Source organism: Parafrankia discariae (assembly GCF_000373365.1).
Lineage (GTDB): Bacteria > Actinomycetota > Actinomycetes > Frankiales > Frankiaceae > Parafrankia > Parafrankia discariae.
Genome location: NZ_KB891227.1, coordinates 1 through 23,907, shown reverse-complemented (window position 1 = coordinate 23,907; position 23,907 = coordinate 1). Strand labels below are relative to the sequence as shown.

16 protein-coding genes are annotated in these 23,907 nt (G+C 72.5%); 6 read left to right on the top strand and 10 right to left on the bottom strand.

Annotated elements, in window-relative coordinates; genetic code table 11:
- Window positions 1-10: 10 nt before the first annotated feature.
- The 4 genes from B056_RS44550 to B056_RS0120490 all read right to left on the bottom strand — a co-directional run bounded on the left by B056_RS44550 (window position 11) and on the right by B056_RS0120490 (window position 5,997).
- Window positions 11-2,860, bottom strand: coding sequence for a hypothetical protein (locus tag B056_RS44550; RefSeq protein ID WP_035752209.1), 2,850 nt, complete (start codon window positions 2,858-2,860; stop codon window positions 11-13).
- A gap of 200 nt (window positions 2,861-3,060) precedes the next feature.
- Window positions 3,061-3,744: a TerD family protein gene (locus B056_RS0120500; protein WP_018503736.1), complete on the bottom strand. Its 684-nt coding sequence runs from the start codon at window positions 3,742-3,744 to the stop codon at window positions 3,061-3,063.
- A gap of 132 nt (window positions 3,745-3,876) precedes the next feature.
- Entirely contained in the window at window positions 3,877-5,106 is a 1,230-nt protein-coding gene (locus B056_RS0120495; protein WP_018503735.1) for a DUF475 domain-containing protein, read from the bottom strand.
- Window positions 5,107-5,421: 315 nt separating this feature from the next.
- Window positions 5,422-5,997, bottom strand: coding sequence for a TerD family protein (locus tag B056_RS0120490; RefSeq protein WP_018503734.1), 576 nt, complete (start codon window positions 5,995-5,997; stop codon window positions 5,422-5,424).
- 930 nt (window positions 5,998-6,927) lie between these two features.
- Between B056_RS0120490 and B056_RS0120485 the strand changes: the two genes are divergently transcribed.
- The 4 genes from B056_RS0120485 (at window position 6,928) to glgB (ending at window position 14,903) form a co-directional block, all read left to right on the top strand.
- Window positions 6,928-8,946 carry an alpha-1,4-glucan--maltose-1-phosphate maltosyltransferase gene (locus B056_RS0120485; RefSeq protein WP_018503733.1) on the top strand — a complete coding sequence of 673 codons (2,019 nt, stop codon included), beginning with the start codon at window positions 6,928-6,930 and terminating at the stop codon, window positions 8,944-8,946.
- Window positions 8,943-10,661: a maltose alpha-D-glucosyltransferase gene (treS, locus tag B056_RS0120480; RefSeq protein ID WP_018503732.1), complete on the top strand. Its 1,719-nt coding sequence runs from the start codon at window positions 8,943-8,945 to the stop codon at window positions 10,659-10,661. The genes B056_RS0120485 and treS overlap by 4 nt, the downstream gene beginning before the upstream one ends.
- A 260-nt stretch (window positions 10,662-10,921) precedes the next feature.
- A complete protein-coding gene (locus B056_RS0120475) occupies window positions 10,922-12,310 on the top strand; it encodes a maltokinase N-terminal cap-like domain-containing protein (protein ID WP_018503731.1) in 1,389 nt (462 codons plus the stop codon).
- A gap of 76 nt (window positions 12,311-12,386) precedes the next feature.
- Window positions 12,387-14,903, top strand: a complete 2,517-nt coding sequence (gene glgB, locus B056_RS0120470) for a 1,4-alpha-glucan branching protein GlgB (RefSeq protein WP_018503730.1) — start codon at window positions 12,387-12,389, stop codon at window positions 14,901-14,903.
- A 61-nt stretch (window positions 14,904-14,964) separates the two neighbouring features.
- Here glgB and B056_RS0120465 read toward each other — a convergent pair whose 3' ends face one another.
- Complete coding sequence (locus tag B056_RS0120465; RefSeq protein ID WP_018503729.1) at window positions 14,965-15,915, bottom strand: tetratricopeptide repeat protein; 951 nt, start codon at window positions 15,913-15,915, stop codon at window positions 14,965-14,967.
- 182 nt (window positions 15,916-16,097) lie between these two features.
- Entirely contained in the window at window positions 16,098-16,394 is a 297-nt protein-coding gene (locus B056_RS0120460) for an MTH1187 family thiamine-binding protein (RefSeq protein WP_018503728.1), read from the bottom strand.
- Between the two features lie 246 nt (window positions 16,395-16,640).
- Between B056_RS0120460 and B056_RS0120455 the strand changes: the two genes are divergently transcribed.
- A complete protein-coding gene (locus B056_RS0120455; RefSeq protein WP_018503727.1) occupies window positions 16,641-18,110 on the top strand; it encodes an ATP-binding response regulator in 1,470 nt (489 codons plus the stop codon).
- Window positions 18,111-18,184: 74 nt separating this feature from the next.
- On the opposite strand, the gene meaB is transcribed toward B056_RS0120455, so the two are convergent.
- From meaB to B056_RS0120435, 4 genes are all read right to left on the bottom strand, one after another.
- On the bottom strand, window positions 18,185-19,306 hold the full coding sequence (gene meaB / locus B056_RS0120450; protein ID WP_035752212.1) for a methylmalonyl Co-A mutase-associated GTPase MeaB: 1,122 nt from the start codon (window positions 19,304-19,306) through the stop codon (window positions 18,185-18,187).
- Window positions 19,307-19,320: 14 nt separating this feature from the next.
- A complete protein-coding gene (locus B056_RS0120445; RefSeq protein ID WP_026239930.1) occupies window positions 19,321-20,505 on the bottom strand; it encodes an acetyl-CoA C-acetyltransferase in 1,185 nt (394 codons plus the stop codon).
- A 306-nt stretch (window positions 20,506-20,811) separates the two neighbouring features.
- Window positions 20,812-21,813, bottom strand: a complete 1,002-nt coding sequence (locus tag B056_RS0120440; RefSeq protein WP_018503724.1) for an FG-GAP repeat domain-containing protein — start codon at window positions 21,811-21,813, stop codon at window positions 20,812-20,814.
- Complete coding sequence (locus tag B056_RS0120435; RefSeq protein WP_050796088.1) at window positions 21,810-22,367, bottom strand: SigE family RNA polymerase sigma factor; 558 nt, start codon at window positions 22,365-22,367, stop codon at window positions 21,810-21,812. The genes B056_RS0120440 and B056_RS0120435 overlap by 4 nt, the downstream gene beginning before the upstream one ends.
- A gap of 184 nt (window positions 22,368-22,551) precedes the next feature.
- Here B056_RS0120435 and ccrA point away from each other — a divergent pair, with 184 nt between their 5' ends.
- Window positions 22,552-23,901: a crotonyl-CoA carboxylase/reductase gene (gene ccrA, locus B056_RS0120430; RefSeq protein ID WP_018503723.1), complete on the top strand. Its 1,350-nt coding sequence runs from the start codon at window positions 22,552-22,554 to the stop codon at window positions 23,899-23,901.
- Window positions 23,902-23,907 lie beyond the last annotated feature (6 nt).

The window sequence follows — 23,907 nt, the reverse complement described above, 5'->3', positions numbered from 1 at the left end:
GGACACCGGCTCAGAAGGCCCGGTAGACCTCGGTCTCGGCCGGTCGGACGACCGTGGACTCCCCGCGGACGAAGCCGGGACGGACCGTCCGGGCGACCGTTCCCGCCAGCTCCGGATCGTCGGTGCCCACCCGGCGGACCCCCAGCGACCGCCCCGGATCGAACGGGTCGCCGGCCGCCGGCGCGTAGGGACGGACGTCCGCGGCCAGGTCCAGGATCTGCAGGAGCTGCTTGCGCAGGATCCCGGCGACGCTCTGGGCGTCCTCGGCGCCGAGGCTGCTCATCTGGTCGTACAGGCGGACCAGTCCACGCAGCAGCGGGGTCATCGCCTCGGTCAGCTCACCGCCGCGCAGCCGGCCGTTCTCCGCGTGCAGGCGGTCGACCAGCTCGGCGTCGTGGCGACGCAGGCGGACGAGCTCGTCCACCCGGTCGGCCAGGCGTTCCAGCACCTGCCGGTCGGCCGGCACCGCGGCGGCCGGCGGGTTCTCGCTTGGTGGGACCGCGCCGGCCGCGGCCGGGCCGCCGAGGTCTCCCACCACCGAGCCCACCGGGTCCACCGGGTCCGCCGCGGACGGCGTGATCCCGGCCCCCACCGAGACCGCACCCACCGAGACGGCGCCCGCCGGAACTGTCCGTGCCGGCGCGGCGGACGTGCCCGAACCGTCGATCACGTCATCGTCGGCCGGGTCGGGCGGCCCGCCGGGGCCGTCGACCGGCCCCGGCTCGAAACCGAGGCCGGTGCCCGGCGGTGGTGCGCCCAGGGCCCGCGCACCGGGCCCGTGCACCGACCCGCCCGGGCGTGCCGCGTCTCCGGCCAGGAGATCATCTCCTGTCGGGAAGTCGTCGGACGCCACGACGTCGTCGGAGGCGGACAGATCACCGGAGGTGACAACCTCGTCCGGCTCCAGCAGCTCGCCGGACGCCACGACCTCGCCGGCCATGATCCGGCCCGCCGCGGCGCCCCCCAGCCCGACATCGCCCGGCACCACATCGCCCGGCTCGATGTCGCCCGGCACCACATCGCCGGACACGGCGCCGTCGGCCGCCACGACGTCGCCGAGCGGGGGGCCGCCAGGTGCCGGGAGGTCGCCCGGCACGAGGACGTCCGCCCGGTTCCGCGCGGCGAAGGCGTGTTCCGCACCCGGGTAGTTCCCGATCCGGTCCCCCGCGTCGTCGAGCTGGTCGGCGACGCGGCCGGCCGGGGCGTCCCCGACCTGCCGATCCGACCCGCTCCCGCCGAGGATCTCGTAGTCGAGCAGGTCGAACTCGTCCCGGCGGGCGGGACGGTCCGCCGGGGCGTCCCCGCCGCTCCCGGCCGGGGTGTCCGGCCGGCCGGTGGGCCCGGTCGACTGGCGCACGTAGCGCCGGAAGAAATCGATCTTCTGCGGGGGCATCGGCGGGAGCTCGGCGCCGCCGTAGGAGACGTCGCCGGGGTCGTCCGGCGCGGCGTCGAGATCGGTGCCGGCGGGATACGAGGTGGGTGGGCCCACCCACCCCTCCTCGGTCCCGTACCCGGGCCCGCCGGCGCGATCTCCGGCGCCGGCGTAGCCGGTACCGGTCGGATAGTCGGCCTCACCGGTGTAGTCGGTGCCGCTGGTGTACTCGGCGTCACCGGCGTAGGCCGCGTCACCGGCGTAGGCCGCGTCGCGCCGGTACGCCGGGCCGTCCGGGAAGTCGGCCCCGCGCTCATACCGGTCGGACCGGTCGGACGCTCGGGCGTACGGCACGGCGTCCGGGTAGCCATCGCCACCGGCTCGCGGGCCGTCGCCCGGGTACTCCTCCTCGTCACCGGCGAACGCCGCGCCTCTCGGGTACTGCGCGTCCGCCGGGAACCGGGAGTCGCCGGCGAACGGCGGGTCGCCCGGGAACCGGGAGTCGTCTGAGTAGTCGGCGTCACCGGCGTACCTCGCGCCGCCCGGGTAGCCGGGCTCGGCGGCGTACTCCGGGGCGCCGGGGACGTCCGGGACGTACTCCGGATCGCGGCCGTACCCCGGCGGGCCGGGGTACGGTGCGGCACCGCCGTCGCCGGCGTACCGGGGCTCGCCGCGGTAGCCGCCGTCGTCGGGGTAGCGGCGGGCGGCGGCGGGGCTGGTCCGGCGCGGGAGCGGGGGCTCCCCGCCGGGGGCGTAGTCCACCTCACCGGCGAAGGCCGCCGCACCGGGGAAGTCGGGGGCGTCGGCGAATCCGTCACCGCCCGCGTACCGCGGCCCGGTCTGATAGCCGGGGCCACGGTCGTACTCACCGTCGGCGGTCTCGGGCCGTCGGTAACCGTCGTCCGGGTACCGCTCCTCGCCGTCCGGCCCGGACTCGTACGTGTTCTCCTCGTACCTGCCGCCGGCGTACCCGGCTTCGTCGTAGGCCGGGTCCGGGTAGACGGGGCGGTAGCCCGCCTCCGGATCACCCTCGCCGCGGTCCGGTGGGCCGTACCCGGCACGCTCGTAGGTGTCCGGGGGGAATCCGCGGCCGTCGCCGGCCGGTGCGCCCGCGCCACCGGAGTCGGAACGCTCGTGTCCCTCCCGGGCGCCGGGCGCCGGGGAGACGTAGCCCCTGGGACGGAAGTACTCCCCGTCGCCCGGGTCGGTGCCGTCCTCGGTGTCGTACCAGGCGGCCGCCCGCTCCGGCCCGGCTGACCGGGACTCGCCCGGGCCCTGCCGGCGGTCCCGGGGCCCCCGGCCGTCCCGGGGCTCGTCCCGGGGCTCGTCCCGGTTGTCCCCGCTCGGTTCCCGGGTGTCGGGCAGCTCCTCGCCGGGCAGGTCCTCGGGGGCGAACCAGCGATAACCGCCGGCCTCGTCCCGGCCCTCGCCCGCCGCACCGGGGCCACCGGAACGGCCCGACCGAGAGGAACGTCGTGGCTGGAACATGGAGTAACGCCCCTCCCCGTCAGGCGGCGGCAACGGACGGGTCATCCCGGTGCGTGGGCACTGGTCACGACTGATTCCCGGCTACTGCGGACAGCCTGCCCGGTTCCGGCGTCCCACTCAACTCCGGGTCCGCCCCACGCTCCGCGGGCCGGGCCGGGCCGGGCCGCGGGCCGCGGAGCGGGCCGGCCCGCGGGCGCCGGTCACTTGCGGCCAGCGGTCCAGTCCAGGCCCCACGAGTAGGCCTTGTCCAGGTCCCGGTGCCCGCTGACGTACCGGACCTCGCGGCTGACGGAGAAGTCACCGCCGGTGTTCGTCAGCAGCGCGATCGCGCACATCCGGGCGCCTCCGGCCCGCTCGTCGAGGCGGACCTCGATCGGCGCGCCCTGCGCCGGGGTGAGCGTCACCACGGCGTCGGCCTGGTCGAAGGACGCCACGCCCTCGTAGATGAAGGCGAAGACCAGCAGGCGACGGATCTCGTTGATCCGGGCCAGGTTGACGTACAGGTTCTCACCGCCGGTCGCGGCCCCGGTCCGGTCGTCGGCGTCGAGGTTCACGTACGGCGGGTTGTCGAACGATCCGAAAGCGTTGCCGAGCGCCTGGACCACGCCGGAACGGCCGTCCGCCAGCTGGAACAGGCAGGCCAGGTCGAGGTCGACGCCACCGCCGCCGGCGCCGAGCACCCGCTTGAGGAAGCCGCCCTTGCCGGCGCCGGCGGCGCCGCCGGTCCCGCCCTGGTTCCAGTTCAGGTTGACGTGCAGCCGCCCGCCGCCACCCTGCTTGCTCAGCGACACGGTCGGCGTGGACTTGGTCAGCGTGACCTTGCTCAGCGACACCGGCGACCCCGTCTCCGGTGCGGCGGGTCGCTTGCTGTAGTCGATGCCCATGTTCCGCTCCCTTGCGGTCGGTGGGTGATGGCGGTGGGTGACAGCGGTGGGGTTGACAGCGAGGTGGAGGGTGGTTAGTGGTTGGTCAGGCGGCCGGGGCGCGGCGGGCGACGAGGTGGACGGCGGTCGACATCAGCTTCGGGTCCCGACGACCGGCGCGTCCTCGGGATCGCCGGCGCCACCGGGGTCGTCGCCCGCGGCCGCGCCGTCCCCGCCGGCGAGGTTCGTCTTCCGCTCCTTCGAGCGGTGCCGGATCGAGGACACCAGGGCCAGTCCGATGAACGCCACACCGATCAGCCCGGTGATGATCTCGGAAACCTCGGTCTCGATCGAGACCGCCAGGATGACGGCGAGCGCGCCGATCGCGTAGTGCGCTCCGTGTTCCAGGTAGATGTACTCGCCCAGTGTCCCGCGCCGGACGAGGTACACCGTGGTCGACCTGATGTACATGGCGCCGATACCCAGGCCGGTCGCGATGATGAAGATGTTCTGCGAGATGGCGAACGCCCCGACGACGCCGTCGAACGAGAACGACGCGTCGATCACCTCAAGGTAGAGGAAGAGGAAGAAGGCGGCCCGACCGGTCGCGAGGACCACGTCGGAGGTACCCGTGGTGCGCCCGGGTGCCGCGGCCTTCCCCGGTGCCGAGCCGTTGGCCCCGGCCGGCCCGCTCGCGGCCCTGTCCGCGTCAGCCGCGTCGTCCTCGTCCTCGTCCGCGTCCGCGCCGATGCCGCGGGCTTCGAAGAACTCACCCAGCCCGCGCACACCCAGGTAGGTGGCGAGACCCGCGACCCCGGCCGTCAGCACCTGCTGGGTGTGGTCTCCGGAGAAGGCCTCCCCCACGACCAGCAGCGCGACGAGCCCCAGGACGACGGACACGACGTCGAGCTGGCCGGCCCGGCGGAACGGCTCCTCGATACGCTTGATCCACTGGATCTCGCGTTCCGGGTCGAACATGAAGTCAAGGAAGATCATAAAGAGGAAGATCCCGCCGAAGGCGGCGATCGAGGGGTGGGCGTCGTGCAGCCGCGCCCCGTACTCCTCTTCGTTGTTCAGCGCCAGGTCGAAGACGTCCACCGGGCTGAGGTGCGCCGTCAGCGCCACGATCACGATCGGGAACAGCAGCCGCATCCCGAACACGGCGATGATGACGCCGACGCTGAGGAAGATGCGCTGCCAGAACTCGCTCATCCGGCGCAGGATCGTCGCGTTGATGACCGCGTTGTCGAACGAGAGGCTGATCTCGAGGACGGCGAGGATGGCGACGATCGCCGCGGCGTCGCCGCCGCCGATCACACCGGCCGCCGCGACCCCGATCACCGTTATGGCGAGGGACCAGCCGAAAATCCGAAGTGCGTGCACTCCTTGGAACACCTCCCGGACCGGCTCACAGTGCCCCGACAGGCGTTTGCGAACGGGCTCCGCGGTCCGTACGGAACCCACCACACACAACGTCACACACTGTCGCCGACCGCTGCGTCCAGCTCACCGGATGGTGCAGGTCCCGCGGTCGAGCGAATCGTAGCCAGGTACGGGTCACTCGGCACGACCGAAACCCGACAGGCGCCCACCTTCCGCACCGTCCGTACCCGGCTGACGCCATCGGCGCGAACGCGCCGGGGATCACCCCGGGACTGAGCCGTCCCGGGGTGATGTCGTGCACGTGGACGCGAACCGTCAGACGTTGACCCCGTAGTCACGGGCGATTCCCGCGAGGCCGGAGGCGTAGCCCTGGCCGACCGCGCGGAACTTCCACTCCGCCCCGTGCCGGTAGACCTCGCCGAAGACCATGGCGGTCTCGGTCGAGGCGTCCTCGGTGAGGTCGTAGCGCGCGATCTCGGTCTGGCCGGCGGCGTTCACCACCCGGATGAAGGCGTTGCGCACCTGCCCGAAGCTCTGCGAGCGCGAGTCCGCGTCGTAGATCGAGACCGGAAAGACGATCTTGTCGATCTCGGTCGGCAGGCCAGCCAGGTCGACGTTGATCTTCTCGTCGTCGCCCTCGCCCTCGCCGGTGAGGTTGTCGCCCTGGTGCTCGATCGCGCCTTCCGGGCTCTTCAGGTTGTTGAAGAAGATGAAGTGCCCGTCCGAGACCACCTTGCCGTCCGCCCGGCACGCGATCGCGCTGGCGTCCAGGTCGAAGTCGGCGCCGGTGGTCGTCCGCACGTCCCAGCCGAGACCGACGACGATGTTCGTGAGACCGGGCGCCTCCTTGGTCAGCGACACGTTGCCGCCCTTGCTGAGGCTGACTCCCACTGCTCCTCCAGGTTCGTTTTGTCGGATGCTCGCCGGGCCGGGGTTCCCCGCCGACCCGGAGCTCTCGTCCGTACACGGTTCGCTGTCGCCCGCGCACGGTTCGCTGTCGCCCGCGCACGGCCGCCGGGGCGTACGGCGGCGCACGGTTGGTCGCGCCGGGGCCGGCACGCCACCCCCGGCCACCCAGGGGTCCGGGCGCCGGCAGCCTACTGCGTCACACATCACGCCCCGGGCCCTCGCGGGTCCGGTGTGTTCACCTCGGGCCTTCGCGGACCCGGTCTGGCCACCTGCGTCACATGCCCGGCCATCCCGGAACCGACGGGACCCGCTCGGCGGCGGTGCGGACCCCCGGCCAGCCGCCGGCAGCCGACCACGCCGCCACCTCGCACGGGGGTGGCCGCCCCCGGCGGCCGTACCCTCCGGCCGCCGGGACCGGACCGCGCCCCGCCCGCCCGGCGCCCGGGTCGATCGGAACTCCGTGTTCTGCAGTTCTGTGTCCAGCGGGACGAACGAGCGCGCGACGAGGTTCCCAGATCACCGAGAGTGCCACCACCAAAGGCTCACCGCCCGCGGGGGGCGGTGTCACTCGAACGACACATCACCCGAACCCGACGTGCGACGGGCGATGTGGTGGGCACACCGTCAGAAACGGGCGTCATCGAGGCGCCCGGACCGGCGGGGCGACCCGACCGGCGTCACCCATCGGACACACCACCAGGTCTACGACAGCAATATTCCACGCGGAAGGTTAACTACTTGAGCAAGCCGGGAACATCGGTCAGGGCCGCAACCATCGAGACGGCACGGGCAGACCCACCACAGGAACAACGCGGACCCATCCGGTGGTTGCATGCAGTTCACGTGGCGGTGTCACCGAACGCCATGTACAGGGTCGACCATTGAGTCGTGGTTCGTCTGGATAAGGTCCCCATGATGATCGGACGTTCAGTAGGCCGGGTTGTCATCACCGACGCGCGCCCGGTCGTCTCCTGTGGCCAGTGGCCGTCGCGGGCGGTGGAGGGGGAAACCCTCACCGTCAGCGCGACGGTCTTCCGTGAGGGCCATGACCTCATCGGAGCCAATGTCGTTCTTTCCGGCCCCGACGGCCAGGGAGTTCCGTTTACGCGGATGAAACTCGCCGCCGCGGGCACGGACCGTTACGAGGCCGATGTCGTCATGGGCCGTGAGGGCCTGTGGGGCTACCGCGTGGAGGCCTGGGCTGATCCGCTGGCCACCTGGCGGCACGGCATCGAGCTCAAGGTCGGCGCCGGCCAGACCTCGGACGAGCTCGCGGTCGACTTCGAGGACGGTGCGCGGTTGCTGCTGCGCGCGCTGCCCGGAGTGCCCGAGCCCCGCCGGGTCGACATCGCGCGGGCCATCGCGGTCCTGCGCGACGACGACCTGACGGATCCGCACGAGCGCATCGCCGCCGCCTGCTCCCCGGGGCTGGTCAGCCTGCTCGACGAGCATCCGCTGCGTGAGCTGGTGACCCGCACCCCGCTGTACCGGGTGTGGGTGGATCGCGAGCGCGCGCTCTACGGCAGCTGGTACGAGCTGTTCCCCCGCTCGGAGGGGGCGAGCCTCGACCCGCCGCGGTCGGGTACCTTCCTCACCGCGGCGGAACGGTTGCCGGCCGTCGCCGCGATGGGCTTCGACGTGGTCTATCTGCCGCCGATCCACCCGATCGGCGAGATCAACCGCAAGGGCCCGAACAACACCCTCACCCCCGGCCCCGAGGACCCCGGCTCACCGTGGGCGATCGGCAGCGTCGAGGGCGGCCACGACGCCGTCCACCCGGATCTGGGGACGCTGGACGACTTCGACCTCTTCGTCGCGCGGGCCCGCTCGCTCGGCATGGAGGTCGCGCTCGACCTGGCGTTGCAGTGCGCGCCGGACCACCCCTGGGCGAAGCACCATCCGGAGTGGTTCGTCGTGCGCAGCGACGGTTCGATCGCGTACGCGGAGAATCCGCCGAAGAAATACCAGGACATCTATCCGCTGAACTTCGACACGGACCCGATCGGTCTCTACCACGAGATTCTGCGGGTGGTCCGGTTCTGGACGGCGCGCGGCGTCCGGATCTTCCGGGTCGACAATCCGCACACGAAGCCGGTCGAGTTCTGGGAGTGGCTCATCGGTCAGGTCAAGGCGACCGAGCCGGACGTGCTGTTCCTGGCCGAGGCGTTCACCCGCCCGGCCATGATGCACACCCTCGCCAAGATTGGCTTCACCCAGTCCTACACGTACTTCACCTGGCGCAACGAACGCCAGGAGCTGGAGGAGTACGCGCAGGAGCTGGTCGACGCGGCGCACTACATGCGGCCCAACTTCTTCGTCAACACCCCGGACATCCTGCCCGGGTTCCTGCAGACGGGCGGGCCGGCGGCGTTCCGCATCCGGGCGGTGCTCGCCGCGATGCTCTCCCCCACCTGGGGGGTGTACGCGGGGTACGAGCTGTACGAGAACGCCCCCGTGCGGGCCGGGAGCGAGGAGTACCTCGACTCGGAGAAATACCAGTACAAGCCGCGGGACTGGGCCGGCGCGGAACGCGCCGGAGCCTCCCTGGCGCCCTACCTGACCCAGCTCAACCGGATCCGGCGCGAACACCCGGCCCTGCGCTGGATGCGCAACCTGCACATCCACGAGTCGGCGACGCCCGAGATCACCGTCTTCTCCAAACGGCACACCGCGGCCCGGGCGGGCGGACCCGCCCTCGGCCGTCTCCGCCCCGACGACGACCTCGTCATCGTCGTCGTCAACCTTGACCCGCATTCGGCCCGGGAGACCACCGTGCGACTGGACATGCCCGCGCTCGGGCTCGACTGGGGCGACCGCTTCGAAGTGCACGACGAGCTGACCGGCGCCACCTACCAGTGGGGCCGCGAGAACTACGTCCGCCTGGAGCCGACCGAGCCCGCCCACATCCTGACCGCGCGACGCCTGCCGTGAACGAGGCGGAGCCGTTCGCGGAGCAGCCGCTGCGCGAGACCGCGGCCGAGGGCGGTGACACCGCGACGTCCCAGGACCCGCAGTGGTTCAAGCGGGCCGTGTTCTACGAGGTGCTCGTCCGCGGCTTCGCCGACTCCAACGGCGACGGCACCGGTGACCTGGCCGGGCTGGTCTCGAAGCTGGACTATCTCGAGTGGCTCGGCGTGGACTGCCTGTGGCTGCTGCCCATCTACTCCTCGCCGCTGCGCGACGGCGGGTACGACATCAGCGACTACTTCCAGATCCTGCCCGAGTTCGGGGACCTGGGCGACTTCATCAACCTGGTCGACGAGGCACACCGGCGCGGGATCCGGATCATCGCCGACCTGGTGATGAACCACACCTCCGACGAGCACCCGTGGTTCCAGGCGTCGCGCTCCGACCCGGACGGCCCGTACGGCGACTTCTACGTCTGGTCCGACACCGACGAGAAGTACCCGGACGCCCGGATCATCTTCGTCGACACGGAGAAGTCGAACTGGACCTGGGACCCGGTGCGCGGCCAGTACTACTGGCACCGCTTCTTCTCCCACCAGCCCGACCTCAACTACGACAACCCGGACGTCCAGGAGGCGATGCTGGAGGTCCTGCGCTTCTGGCTCGACCTCGGCCTCGACGGCTTCCGGCTGGACGCCGTCCCCTACCTCTACGTGCGGGAGGGGACGAACGGGGAGAACCTGCCGGAGACGCACGAGTACCTGCGCCGGGTCCGCAAGGAGATCGACGCCAAGTACGCCGACCGGGTCATGCTCGCCGAGGCGAACCAGTGGCCCTCGGACGTCGTCGAGTACTTCGGCAATGACGACGAGTGCCACATGGCGTTCCACTTCCCGCTGATGCCGCGCATCTTCATGGCGGTGCGGCGGGAGTCGCGCTACCCCATCTCGGAGATCCTGGCGCAGACCCCGGAGATCCCGCCGAACTGCCAGTGGGGCATCTTCCTGCGCAACCACGACGAGCTGACCCTGGAGATGGTCACCGACGAGGAGCGGGACTACATGTACGCCGAGTACGCGAAGGATCCGCGTATGAAGGCGAACATCGGTATCCGCCGCCGCCTCGCCCCGCTGCTGGACAACAGCCGCGACCAGATGGAGCTGTTCACCGCCCTGCTGCTCTCCCTGCCCGGCAGTCCCGTGCTCTACTACGGCGACGAGATCGGTATGGGCGACAACATCTATCTCGGTGACCGCGACGGTGTGCGCACCCCGATGCAGTGGTCCCCGGACCGCAACGCCGGGTTCTCGACCACCGACCCGGCCCGACTGTACCTACCGGTGATCATGGATCCGGTGTACGGCTACCAGGCGCTGAACGTCGAGGCCGAGCAGCGGATGCCGACGTCGTTCCTGTCCTGGACCAGGCGGATGATCGAGGTCCGCAAGCGGCATCCCGTCTTCGGGCTCGGCACCTACGAGGAACTCGGCGCGTCGAATCCGTCGGTGTTCGCGTATGTCCGGGAGTTCGGCGACGACCGGGTGCTCTGCGTCGCGAACCTCTCCCGGTTCGCCCAGCCCGTCGAGCTCGATCTGCGGCGCTTCGCCGGCCTGGTGCCGGTGGAGCTGCTCGGCCGGGTTCATTTCCCGCCCGTCGGCGAGCTTCCGTACCTGCTGACGCTGCCCGGTCACGGACACTACTGGTTCGCTCTGTCTAATCCGGGGGAATTCACTCAGTAGACACCAGGGCAGCCGCCGCACGGCCGGCGTCGCCCGCGCGGTGTCCGGGCGGGGCCGGACCAGGCCGAAACCGGTCGATTCGGTCTTGATCTCCGGGCGGGACGACGCCAGGATTTCACTCCTCCGGTACCGCGCGGTTCTCCCCATGCCGGGCGGGCCCAGGCCGGAGGAGAACCGCCGCGGGACGCGGCGGGGGCGGCTCGGCGCCGAGTCATCGGCGCCGATGACGAAGTGAAAAGTGACGCGCAGGGAGGTCGGGCATGACGGACCACCACTCCGAGCTCACGGCCCTGCTCTCGGACTGGCTGCCCAGGCAGCGTTGGTTCGCGGGCAAGGGCCGGCCGGGCGGGAGGCTGCGCATCGGGCAGGATGTCCGCCTCAGCCTCGGCGCGGCGGTGAAGGCGGCGATGCACCTGCTGGTGGTGGAGGTCCGCTACGACGACGGTGGACCCCCCGACCACTACCAGGTCCCGGTGGTGATCCGGCCGGACGCCCCCTTCGGCCACGAGGGGTTCCTCGTCGGCGAGTCGTCGGTGGGCCTGGTCTACGACGGCCTGCACGACTCCGACGGCAGCGCCGCCCTGCTGGACTACCTGCGCCGGAGCGAGAGCCGGGAGGGGCTGACCGCGACGGCGGTCGAGTCGCTGGACGACCTGCCCGCGCACGCGGTCGGCGCCGAGCAGTCGAACACCTCGATCGTCTACGGCGACGCCTACATCCTGAAGGTCTTCCGCCGCCTGTGGCCCGGGACGAATCCCGACCTGGAGATCACCCGGGTGCTGGCGCGCGCCGGCAGCGGCCACGTGGCCCGGCCGGTGGCCTGGTTGAGCGGGCAGCTCTCCGGCGTCCCGACGACCTTCGCGTTCATGCAGGACTTCCTGCGTACCGGGGCCGAGGGCTGGCTGCTGGCCCTGGCCAGCGTCCGTGACCTCTACGCCGAGGGCGACCTGCACGCCGACGAGGTGGGCGGCGACTTCGCCGCCGAGGCCGAGCGCCTCGGCGCGGCGACCGCCCAGGTGCACCGCGACCTGGCCGCCGCGCTGCCGACCCGGCCCGCCGACGCGGCCGCGCTGGGTGAGGTCGCCGACTACCTGCACCGCCGGCTCGACGCGGCGCTGGCGGCCGTGGCGGAGCTGGCGCCGTTCGAGGCCGCGTTGCGGACCGCCTACGACGAGGTCCGGGTCGCCGACCACGCGGCGCCGTTCCAGCGCATCCACGGCGATCTGCACCTCGGCCAGGTGCTGCGGGTGGAGTCGGGCTGGGTGCTGTTCGACTTCGAGGGCGAGCCGGCGCGGCCGGTGCCCGAGCGGACCCTGCTCGAATCCCCGCTGCGCGACATCGCCGGCATGCTCCGGTCGTTCGACTACGCGGCCCAGTCGATGCTGCTCGAGCGCGCCGACGAGCCCTCGCTCGCCTACCGGGCGCTGGAGTGGGCCGACCGCAACCGGGACGCCTTCTGTCGCGGCTACGGCGCGGTGTCCGGTGTCGACCCCCGGGACGGCGGCGCCGTCCTGCGTGGTCTCGAGCTCGACAAGGCCGTGTACGAAGTGCTCTACGAGGCGCGGCACCGGCCGGGCTGGATCAGCATCCCGCTGCGCTCGGTCGAACGGCTGACCGGCGGGCAGCCCACGCAGCTTCCCGCGCCCTGAGCGACCCGACGGAGCCCACCGGCCGCTGCCCGGGTGGGACGCGATCTCGACGATGAGAGAAGGACAGGTGGCCGGAGTGGACGACCCCGACGACACGAGACGGACCGGATCCGTGAACGGGCGCCCTGACTCGGTGAACCTGTCGAGGTTCACCGACACCGCCGTCGTGGACCGGCCGGCCGCCGCTGACCGGCCAACCGGTGGGGACCGCCCGGCCAGCTCGGACCGCCCGGCCGGCGTCGACCGCCCGGCCGGCGCCCCGGAGCCGGCCGGCGCCCCGGACCCGGCGAACGCGCCCCCGGTGGGACTGCCCGGGGAGACACTCGACCGCCTCGTCGGCGGCGCGCACCACGACCCGCACGGCGTGCTCGGCGCGCACCCCGCCCGGGGCTGGACGGTCATCCGCGCGCTGCGCCCCGACGCCACCGCCGTCACCGTCCTCGTCGACGGGGCGCGCCACCCGATGACGAGGCTGCACAGCGGCGGGATCTTCGCCGTCGCCGTGCCCGGCGGCCTTCCGGACTACCGGTTCGAGGTCACCTACCCCGACTCGACCCACGTCGTGGACGACCCGTACCGGCACCTGCCCACACTCGGCGAGATCGACCTGCACCTGATCGGCGAGGGACGCCACGAGCGGCTCTGGCACGTCCTGGGCGCGCACGTGCGCCACCTCGGCCGCGGACCGGACTCCGACTCCGGTGCCGGCACCGGCACCGGCACCGTCGCGGGGGTCAGCTTCGCGGTCTGGGCGCCGAACGCCCGGGGCGTGCGGGTGGTCGGCGACTTCGACTTCTGGGACGGCCGCGGCTTCCCGATGCGCTCGCTGGGCTCGTCGGGCGTCTGGGAGCTGTTCGTCCCCGGGGTCGAGGCCGGCACCCGCTACAAGTACGAGATCCTCGGTTCCGACGGCGTGTGGCGGCAGAAGGCGGACCCGCTGGCGTTCGCCACCGAGCGGCCCCCGGCCACCGCCAGCGTGGTCCACGAGTCGAGCTACACCTGGAACGACGCGGCCTGGCTCGAGCGGCGCGCGGGCGTCCCCTGGCACGCCGCCCCGGTCAGCGTCTACGAGGTGCACCTGGCCTCGTGGCGGCGCGGCCTGAGCTACCTCGAACTGGCCGAGCAGCTCGTCGAGTACGTGCGTGACAACGGCTTCACCCACGTCGAGATGCTGCCAGTGGCCGAGCACCCGTTCGGCGGATCCTGGGGTTACCAGGTCACCTCCTACTACGCGCCGACATCCCGCTTCGGCAGCCCGGACGAGTTCCGCCACCTCGTCGACGCGCTGCACGCCGCCGGGATCGGCGTGATCGTCGACTGGGTGCCCGCCCACTTCCCCCGGGACGCGTTCGCGCTCGGCCGCTTCGACGGCACCCCGCTCTACGAGCACCCGGACCCGCGCCGCGGCGAGCAGCCCGACTGGGGCACCTACGTGTTCGACTTCGGCCGCTCCGAGGTGCGCAACTTCCTCGTCGCCAACGCGCTCTACTGGCTGGAGGAGTTCCACGTCGACGGGCTGCGGGTCGACGCCGTCGCCTCGATGCTCTACCTCGACTACTCCCGGCCCTCCGGCGAGTGGGTGCCCAACGCGCACGGCGGCCGGGAGAACCTGGAGGCCGTCTCGCTGCTCCAGGAGGTCAACGCGACCGTCTACCGGCGGGTGCCGGGCGCGATGATGATCGCCGAGGAGTCCACGGCCTGGCCCGGGGTGACCCGCCCGACCCACCTCGGCGGCCTCGGCTTCGGCTTCAAGTGGAACATGGGCTGGATGCACGACACCCTCGACTACTCGTCGCGGGCGCCGCTGTTCCGTACCTACCACCACCACCAGATGACGTTCTCGCTGATGTACGCCTTCTCCGAGAACTTCGTCCTGCCGTTCAGCCACGACGAGGTCGTGCACGGCAAGGGCTCGCTGCTGCGCAAGATGCCTGGTGACCGCCGGGCCCAGCTGGCCAACCTGCGGGCGCTCTACGGCTACATGTGGGCGCATCCCGGCAAGCAGCTGCTGTTCATGGGCTGCGAGTTCGCCCAGGACAACGAGTGGAGCGAGGCCACCTCGCTGGACTGGCACCTGCTCGGCGAGGCCGGGCACGACGGGGTGGCCCGGCTGGTCCGCGACCTCAACCACACCTACCGGGAGATCCCGGCCCTGTGGGAGCGTGACTCCGACCCGAGCGGCTTCTCGTGGATCGACGCCAGCGACGCCGAGAACAACGTGTTCGCGTTCGTGCGCTGGGGCGAGGACGGCGAGCGGGCGCTGGCGTGCGTGACGAACTTCGCCGGCGTCGGCCATGTCGGCTACCGCCTGGGCTTCCCGTTCCCGGGCCGCTGGCGCGAGGTGCTCAACACCGACGCGCTCGACTACGGCGGCGGCGGCATGGGCAACCTCGGCGGGATCACCGCCGAGACGGAACCGTCACACGGCCTGCCCGCCTCGGCGGCCCTGTCGCTCCCCCCGCTGAGCACCGTCTGGTTCGTACACGAGCCGGCCGACGGCCCGCAGGACAGCGACAGCGACAGCGACAGCGACAGCGACGAGCTGACCGTTGGTGAGCCCGCGGAGGGCGCGCTACCCGGCCCCGAAGCCTGACGGTCGAGCACCGCCGGACCCGGTCGGGTCCGGCGGTGACGCTGGTGTCAGACGGGCGTTCTCAGAACAGCGCGGCGGCGAGGGCCCGCCGGGCCGGGGCGACCGCCGGCTCGTCGTCGCCCAGCGCCTGGAACAGCCCGACCAGATGGGCCCGCAGCTTCTCCCGGTCGTCGCCCGAGGTGCGCCGGACCAGGTCGACCAGGCGGCCCAGGCCGGTGGCCGGGTCGCCCTGGGCGATGGTCAGGTCGGCCACCGCGAGCGCCGCCTCGACGTCGTCGGGGCTCTCCGAGAGCCGCTGGCGCAGCCAGACCGGGTCGTAGCCGCGCACCCGGCGCAGCAGTTCCACCCGGGCCAGGCCGAGCGTGGCGTCGGCGTCCGCGGGGGCCTCGGCGAGCTGGGCCTGGTAGGCCGCGGCGGCCGCGTCCAGGTCGCCGGCGGCCATCGCGTCCTCGGCGGCGGCGAGGTTCGGCGGCAGCGCGGGGCCGCCCTCGGCTCCCGCCCCCGGCAGCCCGCCCATCGCCTCCTCGACGACGCTCAGGAGCTGGTCCAGCCAGCCGCGCACCTCCCGCTCGGGAACGGCGCCGGTGAACTCACCGATGATCCGGCCGCCGACCACCGCCTTGACCGCCGGGATGCCCTGCACGCCCGCGGCCTGCGCGAGGCCGGGGTTGGCGTCGACGTCCACCTTGGCGAGCACCCAGCGACCGCCGTCGGCGGCGGCGAGACGCTCCAGGACCGGGCTGAGCTGCTTACACGGCCCGCACCACTCGGCCCAGAAGTCGACGACCACGGGAACCTGCATGGAGCGGTTCACGACGTCCTCGGCGAACGTCGCCTCGGTCACGTCGATCACGACCGGGCCGGCGGCGCCGGCGGGCACCGCGCCACCGGGCCCGCCACCGGGAGTACTGCCGGGGCCGGCCTGGCCGGCGGGGGGCGCCGGCGGCTGGGCCGGCTTCGGGTCTAGGGGGACCGCGCCGGCGAGCCGTAGGCCGCCGAGGGTGTCGGGCATTCTGCCCGGCCCGCCCCTGCGCGGCGAGCCGGGTGGGACAGGTGACCTCCGCTGCATGTCTCCATCGTTACACCCGGCGGTCGCGGTCAGGACGCCCCCGGGCCACTTTTCCGCGCGTGGTCACCCCGGTGGCAACAGGCGGACACCCGCCGCCCGGTCAGCCGGCCGCGGCCGGCACCCGGTCAGCCGGCGGCCAGGTGCCGCTCGACGCTGGCGACCTTGGCGTGCAGCGCGTCGCTCACGCCCGCGCGCAGATCGGCCTTGAGCACCAGGCTCACCCGTCCGCACCGGGCCGCGACCGCCTCGGTGGCCCGCCGCACGACGTCCATCACCTCGACCCACTCACCCTCGATGATCGTGAACATCGCGTTGGTCTCGTTCGGGAGGCCGGAGTCCCGCACGACCCGGACCGCCTCGGCGACCGGAGCCGAGACGTCCTCGCCCAGACCGATGGGAGTGACGCTGAAGGCAACAAGCATGGGGACAGACCTACCATGCCTCGCGCCGCGGACACGGCGGTCCGGGCTGGTTGCGCGCGGAGTCGGACCATGGGTGCCCACCCGACCGGAGAGCCGTTTTTCGCGACCGACCCGTCACGGGATGTTGATACTGGGTGAGAATTGACCAGAGTCCACCAAACCCGGGACAACGCGCGCTGACGGTACGCCCTACCATGACCCGCCGTGGGGTGGATGCAGACTTATGACGAGGCAGACGAGGCTTAGGTGGGGCTGACTACCCTGCTCGACACGCTGACGGACCTGGTGGTGGTCGTCGGCGGTGACGGGCGTGTCCTCGAACTCGGCGCGGCCGCGCGCGCGTTCGTGGGAGATCGGATCGGCACGGCGCCGCACCTGCACGACCTGTCCGACGTGGTCGATCCCTCGTGCCGGGTCGAGCTCGCCGGCCCGGTGTCGCAGGCGCTGGCCCGGACGGGCTCGTGGCGGGGCACCGTCGCGCTGATCGACCTGGCCGGCGCCACCGCGCCGTACTCGGTCACGGCGCGGCTGGACCCGGCCGGCGGGATGGTGATCGTCGCCCGGGACACCGTCGACGCCCGGGCCCGCCGGGCCGCCGAGACGGAGTCGCGGTCCAAGGACGAGTTCGTCGCGCGGCTCGGCCACGAGCTGCGCACGCCGCTGAACGCCATGCTCGGGTTCGCCCAGCTCCTCGAGCTCGAACCGCTCACGCCCGACCTGCACGAGGACGTCGAGCGCATCATCACCGGCGGCCGGCACATGCAGGCCCTGATCGACGACGTCCTCGACCTGGCGCGGCTGCGCGCCGGGCGCGGTGACATCAACAAGGGGCCGGTGAACGTGCTGGACATCGTCCAGGGCGTGGTCGAGCTGGTCGAGCCGCTGGCCGAGCGCCGGGGCATCCGGCGGATCATCCACCCGGCCCGGCCGCTGATCGCCGACGCGGACCGTCGCCGGCTGTGGCAGGTGCTGCTGAACCTGGTCGGCAACGCGCTGAAGTACGGCCGGGAGGGCGGCAACGTCCGGGTCGGGGTGGTCCCGGTCACCGGTTCGCGGATCCGGATCGAGGTGGAGGACGACGGGATCGGGCTGTCCCCGTCCTCACTGTCCCGGCTGTTCCGGCCGTTCGAGCGGCTCGGGGCGGAGGACACCGGGGTCGAGGGCAGCGGCCTCGGCCTGGCCCTCTCGCACGCCCTCGTGACAGCGATGGGCGGTGTGCTGACGGTTGCCAGCCGGCCCGGGGTGGGCAGCGTGTTCGCGGTCGTCCTGGACGCCGTGGACGTCCGTTACGACCACACCGAGGAGGACCCGGACGACTTCGTCGGCGACGGGCAGCTCGAGCCGGGTGGCCTTCGTGTGGTCCACGTGAGCGGTGACCCGGGGCTGCGCGCGCTGGTCAGCGACACGCTGGCGAGCGCGCTCGGGGCGGACACCATCAGCGTGCCGCGCGGGGCGCTCGCGGTCGAGGCCATCCGCCGGGCCCGCCCGTCGCTGGTCCTGCTCGACCGCGACCTGCCGGACGTGTCCGCGGTCGACCTTCTCCCCCGGCTGGCCGCGGACCCGGTGGCGGCCACCGTTCCCGCCCTGGTGCTGACCACCGAGGTGGACCCGGACGAGTGGACCCGCCTGCGCCAGGCGGGCGCCGTCCAGGTCCTCGGCATGCCGCTGGACGTCACCTCGCTGATCGCCGCCACCTCGCAGCTCACCACCGCCTGACCCCCGAGGGGCGGCCGGCTCCCAGCTGACCGCCCCGGTGGACTGAACCGCCCTGGCGGGCTGACCGCCGTGCCTCACCCGGAGCGCGGCGGATGCGGGTCCGGGACGGCGGCCAACAGGGTGGCGGCGGCGGTGTAGGGGTCGAGGTGGCCGGCGCGGACCTGGCGGGCCAGCTCGGTCAGCCGAGCCGCGCCGTCGAGCCGGCCCAGCCGGGCCCGCAGGCCGGCCAGGGCGATCTGGGAGATCTCCTCGGCCGCGCGGTGCAGCCGGCGGCGCTCGAGTTCGCCGGACGCCCGCAGCCAGTCGTGGTGGCGCCCGATCGCCGCCAGGAGCTCCGGCACGCCCTTCCCGGTCACGGCCTCCAGCCGGACGACCTCGGGCCGCCAGCCGGCCTCCCCGGCCCCGCCGCCGGCCGCCCCACCGCCACCCACTCCGCTGTCACCCGCCGCGCCGTCACCCGCCGCGCGGCCAGCCGGCGGGCCACCGGCCATCCGGACGGCGGCGACGAGGTCGCGGTAGGTGTGGTCGGCGCCGGGCCGGTCGGCCTTGTTGACGACGAGGATGTCGGCGATCTCCATGATGCCGGCCTTGGCCGCCTGGATCCCGTCCCCCATGCCCGGGGCGAGCAGGACCAGCGTGGTGTCGGCCAGCGAGGCGACGTCCACCTCGGCCTGGCCGACGCCGACGGTCTCGATCAGCACGACGTCGAAGCCGGCCGCGTCGAGGACCCGCAGCGCCTGCGGGGTGGCCCAGGACAGCCCGCCCAGGTTGCCCCTGGTGGCCAGGGAGCGGACGAAGACATCCGGGTCGGTGGCGTGCTCGACCATCCGGACCCGGTCGCCCAGCAGGGCCCCGCCGGTGAACGGGGAGCTGGGGTCGATCGCGAGCACGCCCACCCGCAGCCCGCGGGCCCGGAAGGCGCCGACCAGCGCCGAGGTGGACGTCGACTTGCCCACCCCGGGGGCGCCGGTCAGCCCGATCACCCGGGCGCGGCCGGTGTGCGGGGCGAGCAGGGCGCTCACCTCGCGCAGGGCGTCAGATTCGTCCTCGACGAGCGAGATCAGGCGGGCCACCGCGCGCCGCTCGCCGGCCAGGGCGGCGGCGGTGAGCTCCGCCGGGCCCGGGCGTGCGCCGCGCGCCGCGCGCCCGGATCCCGCTGGCCGAGATGGAGCGACCCCGGCGGAGCCCGCGCTCACGCCGGAGCCCGAGATCACGCCGGGACGCGCAGCACCAGGGCGTCGCCCTGGCCGCCGCCGCCGCACAGCGCCGCCGCGCCGAGGCCGCCACCGCGCCGCTGCAGCTCCAGCATGAGGGTGAGCGCGACCCGGGTGCCGGACATCCCGACCGGGTGGCCGACCGCGATCGCGCCACCGTTGACGTTGGTGATGTCCGGGCCGATCCCCAGCTCGCGCATCGACTGGATGCCGACGGCCGCGAACGCCTCGTTGATCTCGACCAGGTCGAGGTCGGCCGGGGTCAGCTTCTCCTTCGCCAGGGCGGCGAGGATCGCGTTCGACGGCTGGGAGTGCAGGGACGGGTCCGGACCGGACACGTAGCCGTGGTGACCGATCTCGGCGATGATCGGCAGGCCCAGCTCCTCGGCCTTCGCCCGGCTCGTCACGACGACGGCGGCCGCGCCGTCCGAGATCTGCGAGGCCGAGCCGGCGGTGATCGAACCGGCCTTGTCGAACGCCGGGCGCAGCTTGGCCAGGCTCTCCGGGGTCGTCTCGCCCCGCACGCCCTCGTCCGCGCTGACGACGATCGGGTCACCGCGGCGCTGGGGCACCTCGACCGGGACGATCTCGTTCTCGAACAGGCCGTTCTTCGCCGCGGCCGCGGCCCGCTGGTGCGAGCGGGCGCTGAACTCGTCCTGCTCCTCGCGGGTGATGCCGTAGCGGGAGTTGTACCGATCGGTCGCGAGGCCCATCGACACCTGGTCAAACCCGCAGGTGAGGGCGTCCACCGCGATCGAGTCCGTCAGGGTGGTGTCGCCGTACTTCACGCCGCCGCGCAGCGCGGGCAGCAGGTGCGGCGAGCGGGTCATCGACTCCATGCCACCGGCCACGATGACGTCGTACTGGCCGCTGGAGATGTAGAGATCGGCCAGCGAGATGGCGTTCAGGCCGGACAGGCAGACCTTGTTGATGCTGGTGGACGGCACCGTCATCGGGATGCCGCCCTTGACCGCGGCCTGGCGGGCGGCGGCCTGGCCGGCGCCGGCCTGGATGACCTGGCCCAGGATCACGTAGTCGACGGCGTCGCCGGTCAGGCCGGCCCGCTCCAGCGCGGCACGGATGGCGATGCCACCCAGGTCGACCGCGGTGAAGTCCTTGAGGGCGCCGGAGAGCTTGCCGATCGGGGTGCGCGCACCGGCCACGATGACAGAACCAGGCATGGACGCCTCCTAGGTCACGGGTACCGGCTCCCGCGCCACCGGCCCTGCACAGTTATCCCCGCGATGCGGCGTGAGGCTACCCCCGCGATGTGCCGCGAGGCTGCCCCCCGCGATGTGCCGCGACCGCGTTCCGACGGCCTCGACGGCCGGACGGGTGGGGAGAAACAAAGCTCTCCCCGCAACAATAACGTGATCTTGATGGACGCGCCGGGGGTGCCGACCGCCGGACCAGGCCCGGGACGGCCCCGTGTGACGAACATCGCCCGCCGCGCCGGGCGGAAGACCGCTCCGGAAGCGGCGGACGGGTCAGGAGAAGGTGCCGCAGGCCGCCTGGAACAGGTCGGCGGCACTCGCCGCCGTCAGCTGGCTGGTCGTGCCCTGGCCGGCCGTGACCAGCCCCTCCAGCGTGAGCTGGAGCGGGGTGGTAACGACCTGGAAGTCCGTTCCGACGCTCGACGACGTGCCGGCGATGATGCGCAGCCCGGTGTTGTCACAGTCGAAGCCGAAGCCGGTGTTGTCGCGCTGGCCGGCGGCTAGGCGCACCCCGGGCCCGAGGGTGACCGGGGCGAGCGCGTCCCCCGCGGCGTAGCGGAACATCGCGTAGTCCTCGACACCGGCGCTGCTCGCGGTACGGACCAGGATGTCGGCGAAACCGTCGGCGTTCGCGTCCACGACGGCGTGCACCGTCGGGAGCTGTACGCCGGCGGGCAGGTCGACGCTGGTGTTCCTGCCGCTGCGGGAGAAGGTCACCTCGACCTTCGTCCCGTTCGCGTTGACCCGGACCTGGTCGGCGGTGCCGTCACCGTCCACGTCGTTCGCGGCCGCCGGGCGGTTGACCGGGATGGGCAGATCCAGGCTGTTGGAACCACCGGGCCCCGGTGTCGCGCTCGCGGGCGGGCTCGACGGACTGACCGTGGACGGGGGTGTCGTCGCCGCCGACGAGGGCGACGACGTGGCCCGGGGCGGCCGGGTACCGCCGGAGGCGCCGTTGCCGCCGTTCGAGCCACCGGACCCGCCGGTGGACGCGGTGGCCGGCCGGCTGGTCTCGGGGATCACCGAGGACACCAGCGGCGGCGCGGCGGGCTCGACGACCTGCTGGTTCGACGACTTCGGCCGGACCGCGACGATGGCCAGGATGATCAGCGCGGCCATCGCCACGCCGCCGGTGGCCATCAGCGGCAGGCGCCACCAGCGGCGGCGCTCCACCCCGGCCCGGATGCGGTGCAGCGCGTCGGGCGACGCCCGCACGGGCTCCACCGCCGCCCGCAACAGGCGGGTGAGCTCCTCAGGCTCGAGCCCGCTGCTCACCGCAGCCCCTCCAGCTTGCCGCTCAGTGCCGCCAGCCCCCGTGACGTGTAGGCCTTCACCGACCCGACGCTGCAGCCCATCACCGCGGCGGCGTCAGCCTCCGACATGTCCGCGTAGTAGCGGAGCACGACCGCCTCTCGTTGCCGTCTGGGCAGCTCCCGCAGTGCCTGGACGACGGCGGCCCGCTCGACCAGAGAGTAGGCCCCCTCTTCGGCGCTCGCGGCGTCGGGCATCGGCTTGGGAGCGTGCTTGAGAGCGACCAGTCGACGCCGGAGGGTGGACCGTGCGAGATTGACCACCGTCTGACGGAGGTACGCCAGCGCCTTGTCCCGGTCCTGGAGCCGACCCCAGGCGCCGTGCACCCGGATGTAGGCGTCCTGCACGACCTCCTCGCACAGCCCGATGTCATCCAGCAGCAGTGCCGCGAGACGGACGAGGGATCGGTAGTGCTCGGAGTACAACGCCGTCAGAGCGGCGTCGGCGTCCCGCGCGACGGCGCTACGGGCGGCGTCGCTCCGCGCAGGCACGGGCCGCCACCCTTCCACGACTGTCATGGGCGCGGTCACGCAAAGTCTGACGCGCGCCGACCCTCCAAGGTTGTCCCAGAAGTTCTATCGCGTCGCGCGGCACGCCGACACCCCTCAGTTCTGCTGGCCCGCCAACCTGCGGGTCGTCCACCACGCCCGGCGGCGGCGATCCGCGGCCGGGCACCCGACCGACGCCGGAGGTAGATCGAGAATGAAGCGGATCCTGGAAGCGATCATGGCCGGTGGGGGGCCTTCGCCGGAGCGGCGGGCGGAGTTCGGGGCGTTGGCGGTGCCGGAGTCGTACCGGGGTGTGGTGGTGCGTAAGGCGGAGGTGGGGATGTTCGAGGGGCGGGTGTCGCGGGAGAAGGATCCGCGGGAGTCGTTGCATGTGGATGAGGTGGGGACGCCGGAGTTGGGGCCGGGTGAGGCTCTGGTGGCGGTGATGGCGTCGTCGGTGAACTACAACACGGTGTGGACGTCGATCTTCGAGCCGTTGTCGACGTTCGGGTTCCTGGAGCGGTATGGGCGGTCGTCGCCGTTGGCGGCCAAGCATGATCGGCCGTATCACGTGGTGGGGTCGGATCTGGCGGGGGTGGTGTTGCGGACGGGGCCGGGGGTGCATGCGTGGCATCCGGGGGATGAGGTGGTGGCGCACTGTCTGTCGGTGGAGTTGGAGCGTCCGGAGGGGCACAACGACACGATGCTGGATCCGGAGCAGCGGATCTGGGGGTTCGAGACGAATTTCGGTGGTCTTGCGGAGCTGGCGTTGGTGAAGGCGAACCAGTTGATGCCGAAGCCGGGGCATTTGAGTTGGGAGGAGGCGGCGGCGCCGGGGTTGGTGAACTCGACGGCGTACCGGCAGTTGGTGTCGGGGAACGGTGCGGGGATGAAGCAGGGTGATGTGGTGTTGATCTGGGGGGCGTCGGGGGGGTTGGGGTCGTACGCGACGCAGATGGCGTTGCGGGGTGGGGCGATCCCGGTGTGTGTGGTGTCGTCGGCGGAGAAGGCGGCGATCTGTCGGGCGATGGGTGCGGAGCTGGTGATCGACCGGGCGGCGGAGGGGTATCGGTTCTGGTCGGATGAGCGGACGCAGGACCCGCGGGAGTGGAAGCGGTTCGGGGCGCGGATCCGGGAGCTGACGGGTGGGGAGGATCCGGACATCGTGTTCGAGCATCCGGGGCGGGAGACGTTCGGGGCGTCGGTGTATGTGGCGCGTAAGGGTGGGGTGGTGGTGACGTGCGCGTCGACGAGTGGGTTCATGCATGAGTACGACAACCGGTATCTGTGGATGAACCTGAAGCGGATCATCGGGTCGCATTTCGCGAACTACCGGGAGGCGTGGGAGGCGAACCGGCTGGTGGCGCGGGGGTTGGTGCATCCGACGTTGTCGAAGGTGTATCCGTTGGAGCGGACGGGGCAGGCGGCGCTGGATGTGCACCGGAATGCCCATCAGGGCAAGGTCGGGGTGCTGTGTCTGGCGCCGGAGGAGGGGCTGGGGATCCGGGACGAACGGACCCGGGCCCGTCACCTCACGGCTATCAACCGCTTCCGCGGCGTGTAGAACCCG

Coding starts and splice junctions, on each gene's coding strand:
- B056_RS0120460 (WP_018503728.1), bottom strand. CDS start 16,394: ATGCTTGTTGCCTTCAGCGTCACTCCCATCGGTCTGGGCGAGGACGTC.
- B056_RS44550 (WP_035752209.1), bottom strand. CDS start 2,860: ATGTTCCAGCCACGACGTTCCTCTCGGTCGGGCCGTTCCGGTGGCCCC.
- B056_RS0120485 (WP_018503733.1), top strand. CDS start 6,928: ATGATGATCGGACGTTCAGTAGGCCGGGTTGTCATCACCGACGCGCGC.
- B056_RS0120475 (WP_018503731.1), top strand. CDS start 10,922: ATGACGGACCACCACTCCGAGCTCACGGCCCTGCTCTCGGACTGGCTG.
- B056_RS0120500 (WP_018503736.1), bottom strand. CDS start 3,744: ATGGGCATCGACTACAGCAAGCGACCCGCCGCACCGGAGACGGGGTCG.
- ccrA (WP_018503723.1), top strand. CDS start 22,552: ATGAAGCGGATCCTGGAAGCGATCATGGCCGGTGGGGGGCCTTCGCCG.
- B056_RS0120445 (WP_026239930.1), bottom strand. CDS start 20,505: ATGCCTGGTTCTGTCATCGTGGCCGGTGCGCGCACCCCGATCGGCAAG.
- B056_RS0120465 (WP_018503729.1), bottom strand. CDS start 15,915: ATGCCCGACACCCTCGGCGGCCTACGGCTCGCCGGCGCGGTCCCCCTA.
- B056_RS0120435 (WP_050796088.1), bottom strand. CDS start 22,367: ATGACAGTCGTGGAAGGGTGGCGGCCCGTGCCTGCGCGGAGCGACGCC.